18 protein-coding genes are annotated in these 21030 nt (G+C 55.3%); 15 read left to right on the top strand and 3 right to left on the bottom strand.

From position 1 onward, the window contains the following. The first annotated feature begins 20 nt into the window (after positions 1-20). From curA to H650_RS01900, 4 genes are all read left to right on the top strand, one after another. Positions 21-1058, top strand: coding sequence for an NADPH-dependent curcumin/dihydrocurcumin reductase (gene curA, locus H650_RS01885; RefSeq protein ID WP_016496006.1), 1038 nt, complete (start codon positions 21-23; stop codon positions 1056-1058). 252 nt (positions 1059-1310) lie between these two features. After that, positions 1311-1967, top strand: a complete 657-nt coding sequence (locus H650_RS01890; protein ID WP_016496007.1) for a GntR family transcriptional regulator — start codon at positions 1311-1313, stop codon at positions 1965-1967. A 194-nt stretch (positions 1968-2161) separates the two neighbouring features. Continuing rightward, on the top strand, positions 2162-4099 hold the full coding sequence (locus H650_RS01895; protein WP_016496008.1) for a methyl-accepting chemotaxis protein: 1938 nt from the start codon (positions 2162-2164) through the stop codon (positions 4097-4099). A 70-nt stretch (positions 4100-4169) separates the two neighbouring features. After that, a complete protein-coding gene (locus tag H650_RS01900) occupies positions 4170-5036 on the top strand; it encodes a GNAT family N-acetyltransferase (RefSeq protein WP_044489648.1) in 867 nt (288 codons plus the stop codon). 76 nt (positions 5037-5112) lie between these two features. On the opposite strand, the gene pqqU is transcribed toward H650_RS01900, so the two are convergent. Further along, the gene (gene pqqU, locus H650_RS01905; protein WP_016496010.1) at positions 5113-7224 is read right to left on the bottom strand and encodes a TonB-dependent receptor PqqU; all 2112 of its coding nucleotides are present in this window, start codon (positions 7222-7224) and stop codon (positions 5113-5115) included. A 265-nt stretch (positions 7225-7489) separates the two neighbouring features. Here pqqU and yncE point away from each other — a divergent pair, with 265 nt between their 5' ends. Genes yncE through H650_RS01920 form a run of 3 tightly spaced genes read left to right on the top strand, consistent with a single transcriptional unit; the run spans position 7490 to position 10073 of the window. Further along, on the top strand, positions 7490-8551 hold the full coding sequence (gene yncE / locus H650_RS01910; RefSeq protein WP_016496011.1) for a 7-bladed beta-propeller protein YncE: 1062 nt from the start codon (positions 7490-7492) through the stop codon (positions 8549-8551). 58 nt (positions 8552-8609) lie between these two features. Continuing rightward, a complete protein-coding gene (locus tag H650_RS01915; RefSeq protein WP_016496012.1) occupies positions 8610-9623 on the top strand; it encodes an alpha/beta hydrolase family protein in 1014 nt (337 codons plus the stop codon). 21 nt (positions 9624-9644) lie between these two features. After that, entirely contained in the window at positions 9645-10073 is a 429-nt protein-coding gene (locus tag H650_RS01920; RefSeq protein WP_016496013.1) for a DUF7832 domain-containing protein, read from the top strand. Positions 10074-10133: 60 nt separating this feature from the next. Here the strand turns inward: H650_RS01920 and ansP are convergent, their stop codons facing one another. Then, positions 10134-11606 (bottom strand): L-asparagine permease, encoded by a 1473-nt coding sequence (gene ansP / locus H650_RS01925; RefSeq protein ID WP_016496014.1) that lies wholly within the window; start codon positions 11604-11606, stop codon positions 10134-10136. A gap of 464 nt (positions 11607-12070) precedes the next feature. On the opposite strand from ansP, the gene H650_RS01930 reads away from it, so the two are divergent. The 8 genes from H650_RS01930 (at position 12071) to H650_RS01965 (ending at position 19647) form a co-directional block, all read left to right on the top strand. After that, complete coding sequence (locus H650_RS01930) at positions 12071-13087, top strand: MsnO8 family LLM class oxidoreductase (protein WP_016496015.1); 1017 nt, start codon at positions 12071-12073, stop codon at positions 13085-13087. Next, positions 13084-14205, top strand: coding sequence for an amidohydrolase (locus tag H650_RS01935; protein ID WP_016496016.1), 1122 nt, complete (start codon positions 13084-13086; stop codon positions 14203-14205). Before H650_RS01930 ends, H650_RS01935 begins: the two co-directional genes overlap by 4 nt. A 65-nt stretch (positions 14206-14270) precedes the next feature. After that, positions 14271-15587, top strand: coding sequence for an LLM class flavin-dependent oxidoreductase (locus H650_RS26180; RefSeq protein ID WP_044489351.1), 1317 nt, complete (start codon positions 14271-14273; stop codon positions 15585-15587). Between the two features lie 14 nt (positions 15588-15601). Next, complete coding sequence (locus H650_RS26185) at positions 15602-16534, top strand: ABC transporter substrate-binding protein (protein WP_016496018.1); 933 nt, start codon at positions 15602-15604, stop codon at positions 16532-16534. Between the two features lie 10 nt (positions 16535-16544). Beyond that, entirely contained in the window at positions 16545-17054 is a 510-nt protein-coding gene (locus tag H650_RS01950) for a GNAT family N-acetyltransferase (protein ID WP_016496019.1), read from the top strand. A gap of 9 nt (positions 17055-17063) precedes the next feature. After that, entirely contained in the window at positions 17064-17987 is a 924-nt protein-coding gene (locus H650_RS01955; protein ID WP_016496020.1) for an amino acid ABC transporter permease, read from the top strand. Beyond that, positions 17971-18744: an amino acid ABC transporter ATP-binding protein gene (locus tag H650_RS01960; RefSeq protein ID WP_016496021.1), complete on the top strand. Its 774-nt coding sequence runs from the start codon at positions 17971-17973 to the stop codon at positions 18742-18744. Before H650_RS01955 ends, H650_RS01960 begins: the two co-directional genes overlap by 17 nt. 9 nt (positions 18745-18753) lie before the next feature. Continuing rightward, complete coding sequence (locus H650_RS01965) at positions 18754-19647, top strand: transporter substrate-binding domain-containing protein (protein WP_016496022.1); 894 nt, start codon at positions 18754-18756, stop codon at positions 19645-19647. A gap of 65 nt (positions 19648-19712) precedes the next feature. Here H650_RS01965 and H650_RS01970 read toward each other — a convergent pair whose 3' ends face one another. Further along, on the bottom strand, positions 19713-21023 hold the full coding sequence (locus tag H650_RS01970; protein ID WP_016496023.1) for an MFS transporter: 1311 nt from the start codon (positions 21021-21023) through the stop codon (positions 19713-19715). Positions 21024-21030 lie beyond the last annotated feature (7 nt).

The raw sequence follows: 21030 nt of genomic DNA on the forward strand, positions 1-21030 counted from the left end.
GACACGTACAGGAGCGAACAATGAAACAAGATCCTCACCGCAACCGCCGCTGGGTACTGGCTTCCCGCCCGCACGGTGCGCCCGTCGCAGAGAATTTCCGCCTTGAAGAAGACGCTCTCGCCACGCCAGGCGAAGGGCAGGTATTGCTGCGCACGGTTTTCCTCTCGTTAGACCCCTATATGCGCGGGCGGATGAGCGATGCGCCGTCGTATTCGCCGCCGGTGAAAATTGGTGAAGTGATGTGCGGCGGCACCGTTAGCCGCGTGGTGAAATCGCAACATCCGGATTTCGCAGAAGGTGACTGGGTGCTGGGCTACAGCGGCTGGCAGGATTACGACATTTCGGGCGGCGAAGGCCTGGTCAAACTGGGAGACAACCCGCCGCACCCGTCGTGGTCGCTCGGCATTCTTGGTATGCCAGGGTTTACCGCCTATATGGGATTGCTGGATATCGGCCAGCCGAAATCCGGTGAAACGTTAGTTGTTGCCGCCGCAACCGGTCCGGTAGGCGCCACGGTGGGGCAAATCGGTAAAATTAAAGGGTGCCGCGTGGTCGGCGTGGCCGGTGGCAGCGAGAAATGCCGGCATGCGGTTGACGTGCTGGGGTTCGATCACTGCATTGATCATCACGCAGAGGATTTTGCCGAACAGCTGGCTGCGGCCTGTCCGCAGGGGATCGATATCTATTTCGAAAATGTCGGCGGAAAAGTATTTGATGCGGTGCTGCCGTTATTAAATACCTCCGCGCGAATTCCGCTTTGTGGGTTAGTCAGCGGCTATAACGCCACCGATCTTCCGGCCGGTCCGGATCGTATTCCGTTATTAATGGCAACCCTGCTGAAAAAACGAATCCGTTTGCAGGGCTTTATTATTGGCCAGGATTACGGGCACCGTATTCATGAATTTCAGCAAGAAATGGAACAATGGATACGACAGGAAATAATTCAGTACCGTGAGCAATTGATCGAAGGGCTGGAAAATGCGCCAAACGCTTTTATCGGCCTGCTTGAAGGGAAAAATTTCGGTAAAGTCGTAGTGCAAATCGGGCCTCTCAGCTAAAAGAATGATGGCGGTGAAAAACCGCCATCAGAAATCGTGCAAATTTTTGAGAAACGTCTTTAATTAGATAAGCATAAGGAACTGATGACCTTGTGAAGGCGGTTCCTGGTAGTTGTGCATAATAAATACAAATTGCTTTAACTTTTACGCGACCATCCAAGACCAGGCATGTGTATATAATATATTCATTGACACAAATTACGGACACGCTACCAGGCTGAGAATAAATAAGAAATTATACGGGATACAAACATGCTTGATTTGGAAAAAGCGCAGCGGACCAGTCTCACCATGCAAGTTGAGGCGAGTCTTAAAAGTGCGCTTATTATTGGTGCGCTTAAACCGGGCGCGCGGCTCATCACAAAGGAAATAGCAGATCAATTAGGCACCAGTATTACACCGGTGCGGGAAGCGTTACTGCGGTTGGTCTCCGCAGGTGCGCTGCATGCCACGCCGGCGCAGGCTTTTCTGGTTCCGGAAGTCAGCCTTGATCGCTATAACGAAATTAACCAGATTCGTAAAAATCTTGAGGGCATGGCCGCACGCGCTGCCAGCCAGCATATGACGAAGGAGAAAATTCGTGAGTTGCGTATCCTGGCGGCGAATTTTCATGAAGCAATGAAAAGCGGTAACACGGAGCAGGGACTGCAGGCTAACCGCGTGTTTCGCTTTAGTGTTTACAACCATGCCGGGATGCCGACGCTAACCGCATTGATTGAGCAGTTATGGGTTCGTATTGGGCCTTGTTATAATTATCTTTATCCAAATTCTGAGGATTTAACGCGCGTCGAAAATTACAGTGATTTGTTGACCGCGTTAGAAGAGGGAGACGCTTTCGCTAGCGAACGCGCGTTATGGCGTGCGATTGATGAGGGCGCAAACATCGTTCACAAACAATTCTATCGATAAGTTATAATTCAACAACATAATCCTTTCTCTCTATATTGATGCTCCCCGGCAAAAATTTGCGAATGGGGCGCATCAATATCACGTTTTTCACTGATAAGACCAGCTCATACCTGAACTCCCTGGTTTCATTGCCGATAACAATGTGTGCGTGCAGTTGTTGGGCGCTAACATTGGGGTTTAGCAAGGAGTCCGGAATGTCATTTAGCCAGCGGTTAAGCAACATAAAAATTAGTAGGAAGCTGTCAGTCGGTTTTGGATTAGTTCTCTTTCTGGTTGCTATTGCCACCGTCCTGAGCGTATTGCGCTTCAAAGAAATACGCGACGTCTACGAAAAAACCAATCTTATGTACAACATCAACATTGAAGTATTTCAGGCCAAAATTAACCGTCTGAAATACTTCTATGGCGATGATAAATCAGGGCAGGTGATGGCCAACTATGTGCGTCACGCTTCCGAGCTGACTGCCAGCGCCGACGATATGTCCTGGTCTGCAAATGAAAAACAAATTATTAACGATGTCGCCCGCCACCTGGAACAGTTCCAGAGCGCGATTGGCGAGATGCAAAAAGCCACTGGTGACATCAAAACCGTGCGCGATTCGCTCGATAAACTGGCCGCACAAGATCTCTCGGCGCGCTATACCACGCTGGTGCGCACACCGGTGGCCGACCCGGCGCTGATGGCGCAAATTTACGAACAGTTATTTGCGATCAGCACGGTGCGCGACGCCGCACTGGTGGTGCGTTACAGCCCGGGTAAAGAGTCGAAAGAGGCGCTGGATGCCCGTTTTGGCGCAACGCAAAAGAGCGTTCAGGCACTGGCAAGCCAGTTACCGGGTGAGCTGCAATCACCGTTGCAATCCCTGTGGGATGACACGGTGAAATACCGCGATTTAAGCCTCAACTATCTCAGCGCTTTCCAGGCATTAAAAGCCGCGGAAGATAAAGTAAAAGTGGGTGGGGACGAGAGCAGCGCCTCGCTCAAACAGATCATTACGCTGGTGAAAGCGCACAACGATGAACTGGCGTACACCTCGAGCACCATTGCGTCGATTATCGGTGTGATCGCTATCCTGCTCGGTGTGATTGTCTCCTGGTGGGTTATCCGCCAGATTACGCGTCCTATCGATCGCAACCTGGCGCTGGCAGAACGTATCGCCAGTGGCGATCTCAGCTCACAAATTCGTGCGCAGAGCACCGATGAGCTGGGGCAATTAACCGGTGCGATGGGCCGGATGAACGACACACTGCGCGATATGATTTTTGAAGTGCGCAACAGCGTGAGCCAGGTTTCGCGTGCAGCGACGGAGATTGCCGAAGGCAATACCGATCTCTCTTCCCGCACCGAGCAGCAGGCAGCGGCGGTGGTTGAAACCGCGGCCAGTATGGAAGAGTTGACCGCCACGGTGAAAAACAACGCCGATAACGCGCGCAATGCCAGCAGCCTGGCCGCTCAGGCGTCGAAAACCGCCAGCGAAGGCGGCACGGTGATGCGCGAAGTGGTGAACACCATGGGCGATATTCATAACAGTTCGAACAAAATTGCCGATATTACTGCTGTGATTAACAGCATCGCCTTCCAGACTAACATTCTGGCACTGAACGCCGCCGTAGAAGCGGCACGCGCCGGTGAACAGGGCCGTGGCTTTGCGGTAGTCGCCAGCGAAGTGCGCAGCCTGTCGCAACGCAGCTCGCAGGCTGCAAAAGATATTGAACAGCTGATTAGCGAATCTGTATCACGCATTAATGTCGGTAGCGAACTGGTGGCGAAAGCCGGTGAAACCATGGATCAGGTGGTGCAGTCTGTCACTCGTGTTAACGATATCATGGGCGAAATCTCTTCCGCTTCCGAAGAGCAGAGCCGCGGTATTGAGCAAATCGCGCGCGCGGTGGGTGAGCTGGATAGCACCACGCAGCAGAACGCCTCGCTGGTGAGCGAATCCTCATCGGCGGCGGGTTCGCTGGAAGAGCAGGCACGTTTGCTGGAAGAACTGGTCGCTACGTTCCGTCTCGATCAGAATGGCGCAAAACCGGTCGCCAAAACAGATAAACCGACCGCCAGGCCCGCTGTGAAGCAGAACGTCGAACCGCGTGAAACCGCCACGAGCGATGAGGGCTGGACTACGTTTTAACTTTTGATACGCGCATCAGTAGCAGCCCGGAAGCGCGATGCAACCGGGCTTTTTTATGGGAAACGGCGGTATGAAATACCCTCTGGTAAAACAACTAAAACAGCACGATACGTTGCGCCAAAGCTTTATTGATTTAGCCGTAGATACATTCGATTTATCCTTCGAGGCATGGTATCAGGCGGGATTCTGGACGGAAAACTACATTCCCTACGCGCTGGTTGATGACAACCAGGTTATCGCCAATGCCTCGGTTAACGTTATCGATACACGCTGGATGGGCGCCGAAAAACGCTATATCCAGATAGGCACGGTAATGACCGATAAGCGCTATCGCAATAACGGACTCGCCCGTTACCTGCTGACGGAAATCATCCGGGACTGGCAACACCGGGCCGATGCAATCTATTTGTACGCAAACGCCACCGTGCGGGATTTTTATCCGAAGTTTGGCTTTGAGAAAGCGCGGGAATATCAATACACTCTGCGCGCCACGCCGGTGGCGAGTGACTTTCGCCGGCTGGATATGGACGACGACGCCGACAGGCAGCAGTTGCTGCGCTATTACGCGAAATCCAACCCCTTTTCGGCGCTGCCGATGAATAACAACGTAGGGTTGTTGATGTTTTACTGTGCGTCGTATTTAAAAGCGTGCGTCTACTTTTCAGAACAACATCAGGCTATCGCCATTGCCACGCAAAACAGAGGCACGCTGCTGTGCTTCGATATTTTTGCCGAACCGGGCACGACATTAACGCAAATCGTTAATGCATTAGCCAATCAACAAACCCAGCGTGTGGTGTTAGGTTTTACGCCCAACGAATCCCGCGAATGCGAATGCACGTTAATCGACGATGAGGACACGCTGTTTCTGTTCAGCGGCAAAGAGAATGTGTTTCGCGACCATCAGGTGATGTTCCCGTTGTTATCCCACGCCTAGTTGTCACACGCCTAGTTGTCACACGCCTGAGCGTTATCGCTATAAAAAAAAGCCCCTGCTAACAGGGGCTTTTTTATTATTCAAACTGATACGCGACCGATAAGCCGACGCCGTAATTACGCCCCGGGGCCGGTTCGTAATAACGGTCATTGCCTTCGTTAACGATAACGGAACCGACGTATTTGCGATCAAACAGGTTATCGACCCGGCCAAACACGTCCATCATCCAGTTGCCATAGCTGAATTTATAGCCGGTATTCAGCCCGGTGACGGTATAAGAAGGCGCTTTGGCGCTGTTTTCGTCATTGGCCATCAGATCGCTCATATAGCGCACATCTGCGCCCGCGTACCAGCCCTGATCCGGGATCCAGCCCAGCGAGGCAAAGCCCATATTGCGCGCGATACCCGGAATACGGTTGCCATTACATGCACCATCGCATACGTCACTGCGATACGTTGCATCAAGATAGGTCCACGCCAGTTTTGCCCGCCAGTTCCCGGCGAATTGCTGATCGAGGGATAATTCCGCGCCCTGACGACGGGTTTTCCCGGCGTTTTTATAGGTGGTGCGCCCGCCAGTGCTGGTATCGGTCACGATCTCATTATCCGTATCCGTACGGAACAGCGCGGCGGTCAGCAGGCCATTGCCGATACGCGTTTTGCTGCCGATCTCCACGGTGTCGTTAGTTGACGGTTTCAGCGCGAAGTTGAGACCAGTTTTGCCATCCGCGCGGTAGGAGAGTTCATTAATCGTGGGCGTTTCAAAACCGCGACCGGCGGCGGCATACACATTCCAGCCCTCGGTCATGGCATATTTCAGCGACGCGGCAGGCAGCCATTTGTGATAACTGGCTTCGCCGCTGTCATCACCATTTCCCGCCGTAATGTAATGATCGTTGGAATCAAACCAGACGGAGCTGTAGCGCACGCCCGCATCCAGCGACAGCTTATCGGTGAGTTGCCAGGCGGTTTGCAGATACGGATCGACGTTCCACATCAGATTGCGTTCGTTACGGCGCAGACTGCCTTTTTCGCCATACACCGGCGTGGTGCCATCCATCACAAAGTTTTCGTAACCTTTGCGCTCCTCGCTCATGTTTTCGTAGTTCAGACCACCGGTAAAGGTCACCGGTACACCCAGCTCACCACGGTGCGTCCAGCGGGTATCAATACCCTGATAATGGCGCGTTAAATCAATCACGCCGCCCGCGTGGGTGGCGTTGAGCTGAGGGCCGAGCGGAATCGATTGATATTGCGTGGTTTCACGCTCACCGGCGTACATCATCACGCTTAAATCATCCTGGCTGCTCATCTGGCGCTCATAGCGCAGACCCGCCTGGGTTTGCTTAATGGTTTTGCGCGTATCGTATTGCTGCGCCCGCGGTGACTGGCGCGGGTTATCTTTCCACTCGGACTCGGTTAACCCGCCTGCATCGTTGGCTTTAATGTCAACGCTGTTAAAAATCAGGCTCAGTTTGCTGACGTCATCAATGCGCACACCCAGTTTCGCGTTGGCGAGATTTTTCCGCGCGCCGCTGCGATCGCGATAACCCTGGGTGACAAAACGGGTGCTGGACACGGTGTAATCGACATCGCCCGCGTGCGTCCCGTCACCCATTGCGCCGGTGGCTTTCAGCCCGTAGCGCCAGCTACCAAAGCTGCCGTAATAGCTGCTGGCTTCAATGGTTGCCGGTTCACGCCCGGTCTGCGTGGTGACATTCATTACCCCGCCAGATGCGTTGCCATACAGCGCCGAGAACGGGCCGCGCAGCACATCAATGCTCTCCACACTGTTTAAATCGATATTCGAAGTTTGCCCCTGGCCATCCGGCATGGTCGCGGGAATGCCATCCACATACAGGCGAATGCCGCGCACGCCGTAGGTAGAACGCGAACCAAAGCCGCGAATCGACAGTTGCAGATCCTGCGCGTAATTTTGCCGGTTTTGCACTTGTAAACCGGGAACGCTGTTCAGCGATTCCGAGAGATTGACGCGCGGCGCAGCCTGGCGGATGTCGTCGCCTTGCACGACGCTCACGGCGGCGGGGCTGTCCAGTTCGGAAACGGTCTGCGGTGTGGCGCTGACAATCATCGTTTGTTCGTTGTCGGCCGCATAAGCGGACGTGGAGAGCGCAGCCGGTAGCAATAACACCGGCAGGGTGGCCTTTGTGGCGGAAATGATATTCATGACGGAACCAAGTTAAAAGACGAACCAAAAAAAGGAAATACGCCAATATGTTAAAGCGTATGTAAATTATTTGAAAACTTTAAACGCACATTACGTTAACGATGAGTGTAACGGAGGAAACGGGATCCTGCGTCGCGACGATTAACACTCCACTTTCCTGTCATTAATGATTACTATTCTCAACTACAACAATAAGCGAAACTGCCGTTTCGTGCACTGGACGCATGTGAAAACGTAACCATTAAGTTGAATAAAGGGAGTCGTCATGTCTTTACGCCAATTATGCTCACCGCGCTTGCGCCGTACGTTGGTTCTGGGATCGTTACTGCTGGCGGGTTCATTTAACACCCACGCCGCAGAGGAGATGCTGCGCAAAGCCGTCGGCAAAGGTGCCTATGAAATGGCCATCAGCCAGCAGGAAAACGCGCTGTGGCTGGCCACTGCGCAAAGCCGCAAAACGGATAAAGGCGGGGTGATTTACCGTCTTGATCCGGCCTCACTTGCCATTACGCAAGCTATTCACAGCGACGTAAAACCCTTCGGCGCAACGCTTAATCACCGCACGCAGACGCTGTGGTTCGGCAACACCACAGACGGTTGCGTAACGGCGGTAGACGCTAAAACCGGCGTCATTAAAGGCCGCGTGGTGCTGGAGGCGCGTAAACGTTCGGAAACGGTGCGCCCGCTCAGCCCGCGCGAGCTGGCGGTGGATGAAGAGACCAATACCGTTTACATCACCGGCGTCGGGAAAGAGAGTGCGATATGGGTGGTGGATGGTGCTGCGCTGAAGCTGAAAACGACCATTACCAGTACGGGAACATACAGCACCGGCCTTGCCATCGATACTGCGGCAAAACGTCTCTACACCACCAATGCCGACGGTGAGCTAATTACTATTGATACCCGCAACAATCGCATCCTTGAACGCAAAAAATTGCAGGATGACGGCAAAGAGCACTTCTATCTCAACCTGAGCCTCGATACCGCCGGTCATCGCGCGTTTATCACCGACTCAAAAGCGCCGGAAGTGCTGGTTGTTGATACCCGTAACGGCAAGGTAGTGGAGAAAATCGCGGTACCAGAATCACTGGCGGTGCTGTTTAATCCGGCGCGCAATGAAGTCTACGTGACGCACCGCGAGGCGGGGAAAGTGAGCGTTATCGACGCCAAAACCTATAGCGTAGTGAAAACCTTCGCCACGCCAACCCATCCGAACAGTCTGGCGCTTTCAGCGGATGGCAACACGCTGTACGTCAGCGTGAAACAGGCTTCAACGCGCGAAAAAGAGGCCACGCAGCCAGATGATGTGATTCGTATTGCGCTGTAATCGTTTGGTATCTTAAGCTCTCTGCGGGGAGCTTTTTCTTTTACAGCAAGGAAATACCATGCGCAGTACATTGCTTGCCACGGTCGTGACCGCTCTTTTGCTGGCGCTTTTTCTCTTTTTCCGCCTGAGCGAATTTGACGTTCCCGATGCGGGCGGGCAACAAACCCTGCGCATCACCCACGGTAGCGATTCACTGGCTGGAACATTGATCCTGCCCGCAGGTGTCTCGTCGCCGCCGGTGGCGCTGCTGGTTCATGGCGATGGCGCGCAGGATCGCTGGTCGGATGGTGGCTATCTGCCGCTGGTTAACCATCTTGTCTCGCAGGGAATTGCGGTCTTTTCGTGGGATAAACCCGGTGTTGGTGAGAGCACAGGAAACTGGCTGGCGCAAACCATGGACGATCGCGCGCTGGAAGCCGCTTTAATACTGCAACAATTGCGACAGCAACCGGCGCTGGCGCACAGCCGGTTAGGTTTTGTTGGCTTTTCTCAGGCGGGCTGGGTGGTTCCGCAGGCCAGCCAGTTGGCGCAGGCCGATTTTGCCGTTCTGGTGGGTCCGGCAATAAACTGGCGTAACCAGGGGGCATATTATTTGCGCCAGCGTTTGCAGCTTGCCGGTCAACCTGCGAATGAAATTACCCGGGCGGTGGCGAACGATACCGCCGCGTTTGATGCGCACTATACGCAAGAAATCACGTCCCGCCCGTGTGCCGCAGCCTGTACGCGCGACGACTTTGAACGCCGTAACGCGCTTGCCGATGCGCGTGTTGCCATTGGCAGCATGCAAACGCCGGTCATGGTGTTGATGGGGCAAGACGATCGCAATGTTGATTCAAAGGAAACGCTGGCTGTCTGGCGGGCGCGGTTACCGCTGAAAACGCCACAATGCCTTCGGCTGATCCCGGCGGCCACGCACGGGCTGCTCAACAGCCGCTGGTACGATTATCAATTAGCGTCCCAGTGGCCAGCGTGGAAACAAGGGGTATTTCTGTTATCAGGGCGCAAGGCGTATGCAGCCGGCGCGCTGGACATGATTTCAGGCTGGATACGCAATGGCGCGTGTCCCGATTAACAACATTCCCAAGGGGATAAGATGGCTATCGATAGAATGGACTGGCACTACGGCGGGCAATATCCGGACGAGCTGCCGATGGAGAACGCCGGTACCCATATCGGCTTTTACCTGACGTGGATTATCGACAACCAGCTCGAAGGGGAGTTTCACCGGGAAGAGTCTGCTGATGAGCTGGCCGCGGTGCGCAACCGCGCGATCACGGGTCGCGATTTTCTCATCAATATGTGTGATGAAAAATTCTGGAAAGAGGATTTAAACGCAGAGGGTCAGGCTTTCACTGATTATTACTACACCACTGAGACGGCAGGGTATTTTGACGATTACGAGCGCGTGCTGGCGACAGGGCTGCCAACGATCTACCACGTGGCTAATACCCAGGAAAACTATGCGTTGATTGCACCGCAGATTACTGCCGCCTGGCAACGTTTTAAACACGCGCAGGCGTAACTTTCGCGCCAACAAAAAAGCCGCAACGTTTCCGCTGCGGCTTTTTGCTTTTATGACGTGTTACGAACGTGTCTTCTGTGCAGAATCCGGGTGAACCGGCGCGGTGCTATGGATCTCATTAACGCGCTTACGCACGCCAAACCAGCCCGCAACCAACAACACCGCGATCAGCGGAATAGAACCGATGGTGTACGTGCCGTTCGGATAATCGAACGCCATCAGCACCAGCACGCTAAGCAGGAACAGCAGCGTCAGCCATGAGGTCACCGGTGCCCCAGGCATTTTAAAGCTGACATCCGCCGCTTTGCCTTCGTGGATAGCTTTGCGCAGACGCATCTGGCACACCACGATAAAGCCCCAGGAAGCAATAATCCCCAGCGAGGCAACGTTAAGCACGATTTCAAACACCTGCGATGGCACCAGGTAGTTCAGGAAAACGCCAACGATATAGACGCAAATGGTCGCCAGAATGCCCGCGTAAGGTACGTGGTGGCGGCTCATTTTCGACATAAATTTCGGTGCGGAACCGCCCATCGACATCGAGCGCAGAATACGCCCCGTGCTGTAAAGCCCGGAGTTGAGGCTGGAGAGCGCGGCAGTCAGCACCACCATATTCATAATGTCGCCGATATACGGCACGCCCAGTTTGGAGAAGAAGGTGACAAACGGGCTTTGCCCCGCCTGATAAGCATTCCACGGCAGCAACAGAACCAGCAGCACCACGGAGCCGACATAGAACAGACCGATACGCCAGATAACGCTGTTAATGGCTTTCGGTACCATGGTCTGCGGATCTTTACATTCGCCCGCCGCCGTACCAACCAGTTCAATAGAGGCGAATGCGAACACCACGCCTTGCACCAGCACCAGTGCCGGTAACAGGCCGTGCGGGAAGAAACCGCCGTTATCGGTGATCAAATGGAAGCCAGTCGCGCCGCCATCGAGCGGTTTACCACTGCCGAGGAAAATCGTCCCGACGACCAGGAACACCACAATCGCCAGCACTTTGACCAGCGCAAACCAGAACTCCATCTCTGCGAACCACTTCACGCCGATCATGTTCATGGTGCCGACAATCGCCAGCGCGCCAAGAGCGAACACCCATTGCGGCACATCGCCAAACGCGCCCCAGTAATGCATATAAAGCGCAACGGCGGTGATATCCACGATACCGGTCATCGCCCAGTTGATGAAATACATCCAGCCGGCGACATACGCGGCTTTTTCGCCAAGGAACTCACGCGCATAAGAGACGAAGCTGCCGCTGGAAGGGCGGTGTAATACCAGTTCGCCCAGCGCGCGCAGAATGAAGAAGGAGAAAATACCACATACCAGATAAACGATAGCCAGCGACGGCCCCGCCATCTGCAGTCGGGCACCTGCGCCCAGAAATAAACCCGTACCGATTGCGCCGCCGATAGCAATCATTTGCACCTGGCGGTTACCCATCGCGCGGTTGTAGCCCTCTTCGTGAGAATTGAGCCAGCGTCGTTTCGCGGCGTGATGATCCGTGACGTTGTTGTCTGTTTTCATTGCGTTACCTGTTTACCTGTCTGAACCTTGCGGAATTCCTCAACCCGGCAGGCAGAAAACCAATCGATTGCCTGACGCGGGAAAATGTTCTGTCTTTCCAGTGTTTCTTCGTATGGATAAGACCAAACATGGCGCAGCATCGTAACCGCAATCGATATACGACGCAAAACATACCAGTGCCATCGCAGCCGACTATTAGCGGAAATTGTGAGGTTGGCAGGGACAAGCAGTGCAAATGATTCAACTTGCTGAAAAATGCAACAGAAAAAACCACCATCAGCAATACGAATATGTAACAAATTTGCAAACAAATTGCCGAATTGTCTTTCGCACAGAAAGTAAGTGCAGCGCCGGGGAACAACGTCTTTGCAAATTTTTTGCTTATTTAATGTAAATTAATTGTTTCACAGCATGCGCGCGTCGCCCTATTAATGGGGTTATCTTCTCTAACGCGAGTCTATTGCATGTCTTATCGCCTGAGTTTGCTGGATAAAAGCCCCATCGCGGAGCACGAAACCGCACAGGACGCCCTGGCCCGCACGCTGCAACTGGCGCAGCAGGCGGAAAACTGGGGCTATCACCGCTTCTGGATTGCCGAACATCACAACACCACCCAGCTGGCCAGCCCGTCGCCGGAGCTGGTTATCGCCTGGATACTGGGTCAAACGCGGCGAATTCGCGTCGGTTCCGGCGGGGTGATGCTGCAACATTACAGCCCGTTCAAAGTCGCAGAAAACTTCAACCTGCTGGCCACGCTTGCGCCGGGCCGCGTTGATCTTGGCGTTGGCAAAGCCCCCGGAGGCTTGCCGCTCTCCACCCGCGCACTGCAGCAAGGAATAAACAGCGCCGAAAAGGGCAGTTTTGCCGATCAACTCGCGCAGCTGGATAACTGGTTATCCCTGGCAAAAGACGACCACGCGGAAGAAACCGTGCTGGCAACGCCGTTACCCCCGCAGCGTGCAGACAGTTTTCTGCTCGGCGCAAGCCTCGAAAGCGCGGCGCTTGCGGCAAAGCTGGACTGGAATTTCGTTTTTGCCGCCCATCTCAACGGGGACAAAGCCCTTTTGCGTGACGTTGTCACGCAGTGGCAGCAGCAGAGCCAGCGCGACACGCTGGTTGCCGTGCAGGTGATCGTCGCGGAAACCGAAGCCCAGGCGAATGTGCTGGCGCAACAGGTTGAAGTCTGGGGCGTTGAGCTGGCAAACGGCCAGCGGGTGAGCGTCGCCAGCGAGGCGCAAGGTCAGGCGTTTGCCCGCCAGGCAGGCAGCCCGGCAGTGCGCATCGCAAAACGCGAACCGTCACTGATCGCCGGCACGCCACAGCAGGTTCTGGCGGGGCTGGATCATCTGCACCAGCAGTTCGCCATTGATGAATTTATTATCGATACGCCGATCAGCGAAGGCAGCGCGCGGCTGACCTCCATATTGCGGCTGGCGCAGGCCCACGCCAACACCAAAGCAACGCAGGAGGTGGCGGGATGAGCTTTGCGGAACAACTGATCGACTGGCGACGCGAGTTACACCAGCACCCGGAGTTGTCGTTGCAGGAGTTTGAAACCACCCGGCGCATTCGCCACTGGCTGGAGAGCGCCGGGCTGAGATTGCTGCCGTTAAGCCTGCCGACAGGCGTGGTTGCGGAAGTAGGCAGCGGTGAAAAAGTGATCGCCCTGCGTGCCGATATCGATGCCTTACCGATAGAAGAAGCGGTCGACGTGCCGTTTGCCTCGCGCAACCCTGGCGTGATGCACGCCTGCGGGCATGATATTCACTCCAGCGTCATGCTCGGCGCGGCGCTGCTGCTGAAACAGAAAGAGCCGCAACTGCCGGGCAGAGTACGCATTCTGTTCCAGCCCGCGGAAGAAAATTTTGGCGGCGCGAAACGGCTGATCGACGCCGGCGCACTGGACAACGTTAGCGCCATCTTTGGCATGCATAACGAACCTGGCTTACCGGTCGGATCGTTTGCCACGCGCGGCGGCGCGTTTTACGCCAATGTGGATCGCTTTTCGCTGACCGTCACCGGCAAAGGCGCGCACGCCGCACGCCCGCACGAAGGTAACGACGCCATTTTGCTCGCCAGCCAGCTGGTGGTCGCGCTGCAAAGCATTGCCAGCCGTAACGTCAATACGCTGGAGTCGGTGGTGCTGAGCGTCACCCGCATTCAGGGGGGCAATACGTGGAATGTGCTGCCGGAACATGTCGAGCTGGAAGGCACGTTGCGCACTCACCAGGCGGCGGTGCGCGACACGGTGAAACGCCGCGTCGACGATATTGCCGCCGGTCTGGCGCAGGCGTTTGACGCCAATATCACGGTGCGCTGGTTTGCAGGACCTGCCGCGCTGGTCAATCACGATCGCTGGGCCACGTTCGCCCGCGATGTCGCCGACTGGCACGGTTACCAGACACAGGAGGCGGATCTGCACATGGGGGGCGAGGATTTCGCCGTCTATTTGCAGCATATTCCCGGCGCGTTTGTCAGCATCGGTAGCGACAGCGATTACGGCCTGCACCACCCGGCGTTTAACCCCGATGAAGCATTAATCGAAGAGGCGGCGCGTTATTTCGCGCTGCTGGCAGAAAAAGCACTGCTGCAATCCTGATGTGAAATTTGTCTGCCTGGGGCGCACGCTCCGGGCCACCTGTTGCCTGAATATGAGGATCGTTTATGTCTACAGCACGACAACTGCGGCTTGGCACCATATTACATGGCGCGTCGGGAAATATGTCCGCGTGGCGACATCCGGCGGCGCTCGCCGATGCCAGCATTAATTTTGGCTTCGTGCAGGAAACCGCGCGTATTGCCGAACAGGGGAAACTGGACTTTCTCTTTGTCGCCGACGGCTTATATATCAACGAAAAATCGATCCCGCATTTTTTAAACCGTTTTGAACCCATTACAGTTTTATCCGCGCTCGCCAGCGTGACCTCGCACCTCGGTCTGGTGGGCACACTTTCCACCTCCTACAGCGAGCCATTTACCGTCGCGCGCCAGTTCGCAAGCCTTGATCATCTGAGCAACGGGCGCGCGGGCTGGAACGTGGTGACTTCGCCGCTGGAAGGCTCGGCGAAAAACTTCTCCCGCGCGCAGCACCCGGATCACGCCTTACGTTACCGCATTGCCGATGAATATCTCGATGTGGTGAAAGGGTTATGGAACTCCTGGGAAGAGGACGCGTTTGTGCGCAATAAAGCCACCGGACAATTCTTTGACGCCACTAAATTACACCCGCTGAATCACCACGGTGATTTTTTCCAGGTTGCCGGGCCGCTTAATATTGGCCGCACACCGCAGGGGCGACCGATTATTTTCCAGGCCGGTGCTTCAGACGATGGAAAACAACTGGCCGCCCGTCACGCCGACGCCATTTTTACGCATCAGGAGACGCTTGATGAAGCTAAAGCGTTTTATCGCGATGTGAAAACTCAGCTGGAAAAATATGGCCGCCGCCATGATGACCTGCATATTTTCCAGGGCGTCAGCGTGATTGTCGGCGACAGCGAAGAAGATGCTGAACAGCAGTACCAGACCACCGCCGCGCTGGTCTCCATTACGGATGCGCTGAACTACCTCGGGCGCTATTTCGAACACCATGACTTCAGCCAGTACCCGCTCGACGAGCCGTTCCCGGATATCGGCGATTTGGGGCAAAACAGTTTTCGCAGCACCACCGATGAGATCAAGCGTAATGCGCGCGAGCGTCAGTTAACGCTGCGCCAGGTGGCGCTGGAGAGCGCCTCGCCGCGCCCACGCTTTTCCGGCACGGCGCAGCAAGTGGCCGATGGCCTGCAACAGTGGTTCGAAAGTTACGCCGCCGACGGCTTTATTATCCAGGGCGGTACGCCGGATACGTTCCCGCGCTTTGTCGAAAAAGTGGTGCCGCTGCTGCAGGCTCGCGGCCTGTTCCGCACGGAATACCCCGGCACGACGCTGCGCGAGAGTTTAGGTTTACCGCTGCCTGTTCATCCGTCCTCACAACAATAAAAGAAGAAAACGCTATGCAGAAAACATCGCTATTGCTGGCGGCAACGCTGGCCCTGACACCACTGGCCTGGGCCGAAGATGTCAATATCAACGGGACGGGCGTAAGCCTGGAAGCCAACAAAACGCCGATCACCACCGCGAAAAACGCGCAAGCCATTGCGCAGTTGCCGAAGGATTACCACTTTGTCGTGCCGGGAAAACTGACCGTCGCCGTGGCAGCGCTCAACTCGCCGCCGCTGACGGTCTTTGCAGATGACAATAAAACTCTGCTCGGCAGCGAAGTGGACATCGCTCGCCTGGTGGCCAGCAGCTTAGGTCTGGAGCTGAACGTGGTGCCGACATCGTGGGAGGACTGGCCGCTCGGCGTCACCTCCGGCAAATATGATGCAGCGATCAGCAATATTACCGTCACCAAGGAGCGCAAAGCGAAGTTCGACTTCGCCACTTACCGCAAGGATTCCCTCGGTTTTTACGTCAAATCCACCAGTCCGCTGACATCGATTGAGAAAGCGGAAGACATTGCCGGGCTGCGCATTATTGTCGGCTCCGGCACGAACCAGGAGGCGATCCTGCTGGCGTGGAACGCAGAAAACGTGAAAAAGGGGCTGAAACCCTTTACGCCGGTCTACACCAAAGATGACGCCGCCCAGACGCTGGCGCTGCAATCTGGTCGCGCCGACGCTTATTTTGGCCCGAACGTCATCGGCGCATGGAAAGCGGCGCTGACCGGCAAAACCAAACTGGTTGGCAGCGTGGACGGCGGCTGGCCGAAAGCGGCGCATATCGCGGTGACCCTGCGTAAAGGCAGCGGGCTGGTTGAACCGGTGCAAACGGCGCTCAATGGCGCGATCAAAACCGGCGACTACGACAAGGTGCTCAATCGCTGGGGCGAGGGCGTCGAGCGTATTCCGGCGTCGGAGGTGAATCCGGCGGGGCTTGGCGATTAAGGAGGCAGTCATGAGTGAACGTTTCCGCGATGTCTCGCCAGACGCACCGGAATTGCAGCCGATTTTAGACGGGCTGTTTGGCGAATACGCTGCACGCTATGGCGACTATTTTTCCCGCAGCGCCGAAGTGGAACTCACCGAGTGGTATTTGGCGCCGCAGGGGCTGTTTATTGTGCTGGAGCGTGAGGGAGAAATTATCGCGACCGGTGCCTACAAACCGTTTGATGCCCATACGGCGGAGATCAAACGCATCTGGACGAAGCATGCACTGCGTAAGCAAGGGCTGGCGGCCAGAATCGTGCAGGAGCTGGAACGGCGCGCGGTACTGGCCGGTTACAGCCACATCTACCTGACCACCGGTTTTCGCCAGCCGGAAGCGGTGCGGCTGTATCTGAGCCAGGGCTATCAGCCGCAGTTTGATATCCATCGCGATCCGGAAGAGTACAGCCAGCCGCCGTTCGACGGTCGGCTGCGCTTTAGCAAAGCGTTGTCGGTTGAGCGTTTAAGCAAAACCGCCTGAGGAGCGACCATGAAGAATACAGAAACCATCAAGGTGGTGCCCGCGCGCTACCCACTGCGTACGGTCGGCGCACTTGTCGCCCTGTTTGTGCTGGCGGCGATTGTTCAGTCCGTGGCTTTTAACCCACGCTGGGAATGGAAAGTGTTTGCCCGTTGGTTTTTCGACCCGGTGATCCTCGAAGGGTTAGGGCAGACGCTGTTGCTGACCTTGCTCGGCACGGCGCTGAGCGTGATTTTCGGCGGTTTACTGGCGCTAGCCAGGCTTTCGTCGTCGTGGCTGCTAAGTAGCCTTGCGTGGAGTTATATCTGGCTGTTTCGCTCGCTGCCGCTGATTGTGGTGCTGATCATTCTTTATAACTTCTCCTATCTGTACGACACCCTATCGCTCGGCATTCCGTTTACCGGCATTGAGTGGGCGAGCTATCAAACCATCAATGTACTGGGGCAGTTTTCCACGGCGGTTGTCGGGTTGACGCTGGTGCAAAGTGCCTATACCGCCGAGATTATTCGCGGCGGCTTTCTTGGGGTCGATCACGGGCAGTACGAAGCGGCGGCCGCGCTGGGGTTACCCGCCTGGCGGCGCACGCTGCGCATTATTCTGCCGCAGGCGCTGCGCACGATTTTACCCTCCGGTTTTAACGAGATAATCAGCCTCGCCAAAGGCACTGCGATGGTTTATGTGCTGGCGATGCCGGAGCTGTTTTACACCATTCAGATGATTTACAACCGCACGCAGGAGGTTATCCCGCTGCTGATGGTTGGCGCAGTGTGGTATCTGGTGATCACCAGCGTGCTGTCGGCCATTCAGTATCTGGTTGAACGCTGGCTGGCGCGCAGCGAACGGCGTTCAGCGATTTCACCCTCGCGGATTCGTTCATATTCCACTGCCCGCGTGGCGCAACCGCAGGAGGCTGTTCATGCCAACCTCTCTTAATGGTCATATTTCGATTACCGGCGTCAGCAAATATTTTGGTCGCCATAAAGCACTGGATGAGGTGTCGCTGGAGATCCCGCCCGGTTCGGTCACGGTGATCCTGGGGCCATCCGGCTCCGGGAAATCGACGCTGCTGCGCACCATTAATCACCTTGAGCGCGTGGATGAAGGGTTTATACGCATTGATGGCGAATACATCGGTTATCGCCTGCACGGCGACAAGCTGTATGAGCTGAAAGAGAAGGAGATTTTGCGCCAGCGCGTTAACGTCGGGTATGTGTTTCAGAATTTCAATTTATTCCCGCACCTGACGGTGCTGGAAAACCTGATTGAAGCGCCGATTGCCCACAAAAAGCTGAGCCGCAAAGAGGCCATCGAACAGGCATACGATCTGCTGGATGTGGTGGGATTGCGTAATAAAGCCGATGCCTGGTCACGCCATCTTTCCGGCGGACAGCAGCAGCGCATCGCCATTGCCCGCGCGCTTTCGCTGCGCCCGCGGGTGATGTTGTTCGATGAGCCGACATCGGCGCTGGATCCGGAACTGGTGGGTGAGGTGCTGGATGTGATCAAAAAGCTGGCGCGCGCCGGTTCCACGCTGGTGGTGGTGACGCATGAAATCGGCTTTGCCCGCGAAGTCGCCGATCAGGTGGTGTTTATGGTCGAGGGCAAAATTGTTGAACAGGGAAGCAGCGACGAGGTGCTGAATCACCCGCAGCATCCGCGTACACGCCAGTTTTTATCGAAGGTCTTATAAGGAGCCACCATGAAACGATTACTGGCGCTGCTGCTGGTCAGCACGGGCAGTTTCGCCGCCGGACAACTGGATTTAAAGGCTAATGAACAGCCGGTTACCGTGCAGCGCAACGCCGCGGCGATTGCGAAAATCCCGGCGAATTATCGCTTTGTCGAACCGGGAACGTTAACCGTGGCGATCTCGGCGCTTAACTCACCGCCACTGGCGCTGGTCGCCAGCGATAATCGCACACGCATCGGCAGCGATCCGGATATCGCCCGTTTACTGGCGCAAAGCCTCGGTTTAAAGCTCAGGCTGGTGCCAACCGCATGGGAAGACTGGCCGCTGGGCATTACTTCCGGGCGTTATGATGTCGCGCTGGTGAATATCGCGGTTACCGAAGCGCGCAAACAGAAGTTTGACTTCGCCACCTACCGCGCGGATTCACTGGCGTTTTCGGTGAAATCCTCCAGCGCAATTCAGGCCATCCGCTCCGCAGGCGATCTCGCCGGGCGTAAAGTGATTGTTGGTTCCGGCACCAATCAGGAGCGTATTTTGCTGCGCTGGAATGAAGAGAACCAGGCCGCCGGTCGCCCGTTAGCGCAGCCGATTTATCTGACTGATGACGCCTCGGGGAATTTGTATATTCAGTCCGGTCGCGCGGATGTGGTGTTTGGCCCGCAGTCCGTCGCAGCCTACAAAGCGGCACTTAACGGCAACACAAAAGTCGTCGGCCTGGGGCCGAAAAAAGCCTGGGTGGCGACCACCACGAAAAAAGGGAACGGCCTGGTGTATGCCTTGCAGGCGGCGCTGGATGGCGCAATCGCGCGCGGTGAATATCAACAGGTGCTGGCGCGCTGGGGAGAGCAGGGGGAAGCGGTTGAACATTCGCAGGTCAACCCGCCGGGGATCACCTACGATTAAACAAAAAACGCTGTTCCGCCGGGAGTACAACTTGCGGAACAGCGTGGCGCATCGGCTCGCCAGTTTCAGGCTGTGGTCGGCGTAAGCGTAATTCGCGCCAGCGAACCAACAATAAACAGGTACGAGAAGAGACCAATCAGCCCCATTGAGCCGACATAGAGGATCGCGTAATCAAAGGAATGGGTATTGGTGAGGATCACGCCAATCACCAGCGGTGTAACAATGCTCGCCAGATTGCCGCACATATTGAATACGCCACCGGCTATTCCCAGCACCTCTTTTGGCGACGTATCGCTGAGCACGCACCAGCCAAGGTTGCCAAACCCTTTGGCGAAGAATGCAACGCTCATGGCGGCAATCACCACCACTTCTGAATCGGTGTAATTGGCGAGCACAATCACGCAGGAGAGCAGCATGCCACAGATAACCGGGAATTTACGCGCGGTAGTCAGGCTGTAACCGCGCGTCAGCAGCCAGTCGGATACCACGCCGCCCAGCAGGCCACCGATAAACCCGGCAATAGCCGGAATGCTGGCGACAAAGCCCACTTTTAAAATCGACATCCCTTTGGCCTGATAAAGGTAGGTGGGAAACCAGGTGAGAAAAAACCAGGTAATTGACGTCACGCAGAACTGACCAATATAAACGCCGATCATCATGCGATTCACGCAGACACTTTTTAGTTGCGCGAAACTGATTTTCGCCGGTCCTTTTTTACTGCCTAATTCCGGCTCGCCGCCGCCATCACGAATATAATCAATCTCCTGCTGGTTAATCTCTTTATGGTATAACGGGTCACGCACTTTAATTAACCAGAATATCCCCAGCACTACGCCAGTCGCGCCAATATAATAGAAAACATAATGCCAACTCAGGGTGTGCAAAATAATCGTCATCAGCGGAGTGATAATACCTAACGAAATATATTGCGCAGCCTGGTAAACCGCCGTGACGAAACCACGCTCTTTATCAGGAAACCACTGCACGCTAAGACGGCTGTTGGCCGGGAAGGCGGGCGCTTCAATGGCCCCCATCATCAGGCGCAGCACAACCAGCACAATAAGCGGGCTGGCATAGAGATAAATCGTACCCTGAAACATCGTGACGATTGACCAGCCAATCAACGCCGCCCCATAAACTAACCGTGAACCATATTTGTCCAGCAGCCAGCCGCCGGGAATTTGCATTACCACATAGGAGATACCAAATACGGAAAATGCGAGACCTAACGCTTCGGGATCAAAACCTAACTCTTTACTCATTATTGGCGCGACAACCGAAAGCGTCGCGCGGTCGGCATAATTAAATACCGTAGCAAGAAATAAAAATAACAGAATGCCGTAACGCACATTGGTGCGTTTAATTATTGTATTCATCACAACT

It is taken from the genome of Enterobacter sp. R4-368 (assembly GCF_000410515.1).
Lineage (GTDB): Bacteria > Pseudomonadota > Gammaproteobacteria > Enterobacterales > Enterobacteriaceae > Kosakonia.

Coding starts and splice junctions, on each gene's coding strand:
- H650_RS01890 (WP_016496007.1), top strand. CDS start 1,311: ATGCTTGATTTGGAAAAAGCGCAGCGGACCAGTCTCACCATGCAAGTT.
- H650_RS01895 (WP_016496008.1), top strand. CDS start 2,162: ATGTCATTTAGCCAGCGGTTAAGCAACATAAAAATTAGTAGGAAGCTG.
- H650_RS01960 (WP_016496021.1), top strand. CDS start 17,971: ATGCCAACCTCTCTTAATGGTCATATTTCGATTACCGGCGTCAGCAAA.
- H650_RS01950 (WP_016496019.1), top strand. CDS start 16,545: ATGAGTGAACGTTTCCGCGATGTCTCGCCAGACGCACCGGAATTGCAG.
- H650_RS01955 (WP_016496020.1), top strand. CDS start 17,064: ATGAAGAATACAGAAACCATCAAGGTGGTGCCCGCGCGCTACCCACTG.
- H650_RS26180 (WP_044489351.1), top strand. CDS start 14,271: ATGTCTACAGCACGACAACTGCGGCTTGGCACCATATTACATGGCGCG.
- pqqU (WP_016496010.1), bottom strand. CDS start 7,224: ATGAATATCATTTCCGCCACAAAGGCCACCCTGCCGGTGTTATTGCTA.
- H650_RS01935 (WP_016496016.1), top strand. CDS start 13,084: ATGAGCTTTGCGGAACAACTGATCGACTGGCGACGCGAGTTACACCAG.
- ansP (WP_016496014.1), bottom strand. CDS start 11,606: ATGAAAACAGACAACAACGTCACGGATCATCACGCCGCGAAACGACGC.
- H650_RS01920 (WP_016496013.1), top strand. CDS start 9,645: ATGGCTATCGATAGAATGGACTGGCACTACGGCGGGCAATATCCGGAC.
- curA (WP_016496006.1), top strand. CDS start 21: ATGAAACAAGATCCTCACCGCAACCGCCGCTGGGTACTGGCTTCCCGC.
- H650_RS01915 (WP_016496012.1), top strand. CDS start 8,610: ATGCGCAGTACATTGCTTGCCACGGTCGTGACCGCTCTTTTGCTGGCG.
- H650_RS26185 (WP_016496018.1), top strand. CDS start 15,602: ATGCAGAAAACATCGCTATTGCTGGCGGCAACGCTGGCCCTGACACCA.
- H650_RS01900 (WP_044489648.1), top strand. CDS start 4,170: ATGAAATACCCTCTGGTAAAACAACTAAAACAGCACGATACGTTGCGC.
- yncE (WP_016496011.1), top strand. CDS start 7,490: ATGTCTTTACGCCAATTATGCTCACCGCGCTTGCGCCGTACGTTGGTT.
- H650_RS01970 (WP_016496023.1), bottom strand. CDS start 21,023: ATGAATACAATAATTAAACGCACCAATGTGCGTTACGGCATTCTGTTA.
- H650_RS01965 (WP_016496022.1), top strand. CDS start 18,754: ATGAAACGATTACTGGCGCTGCTGCTGGTCAGCACGGGCAGTTTCGCC.
- H650_RS01930 (WP_016496015.1), top strand. CDS start 12,071: ATGTCTTATCGCCTGAGTTTGCTGGATAAAAGCCCCATCGCGGAGCAC.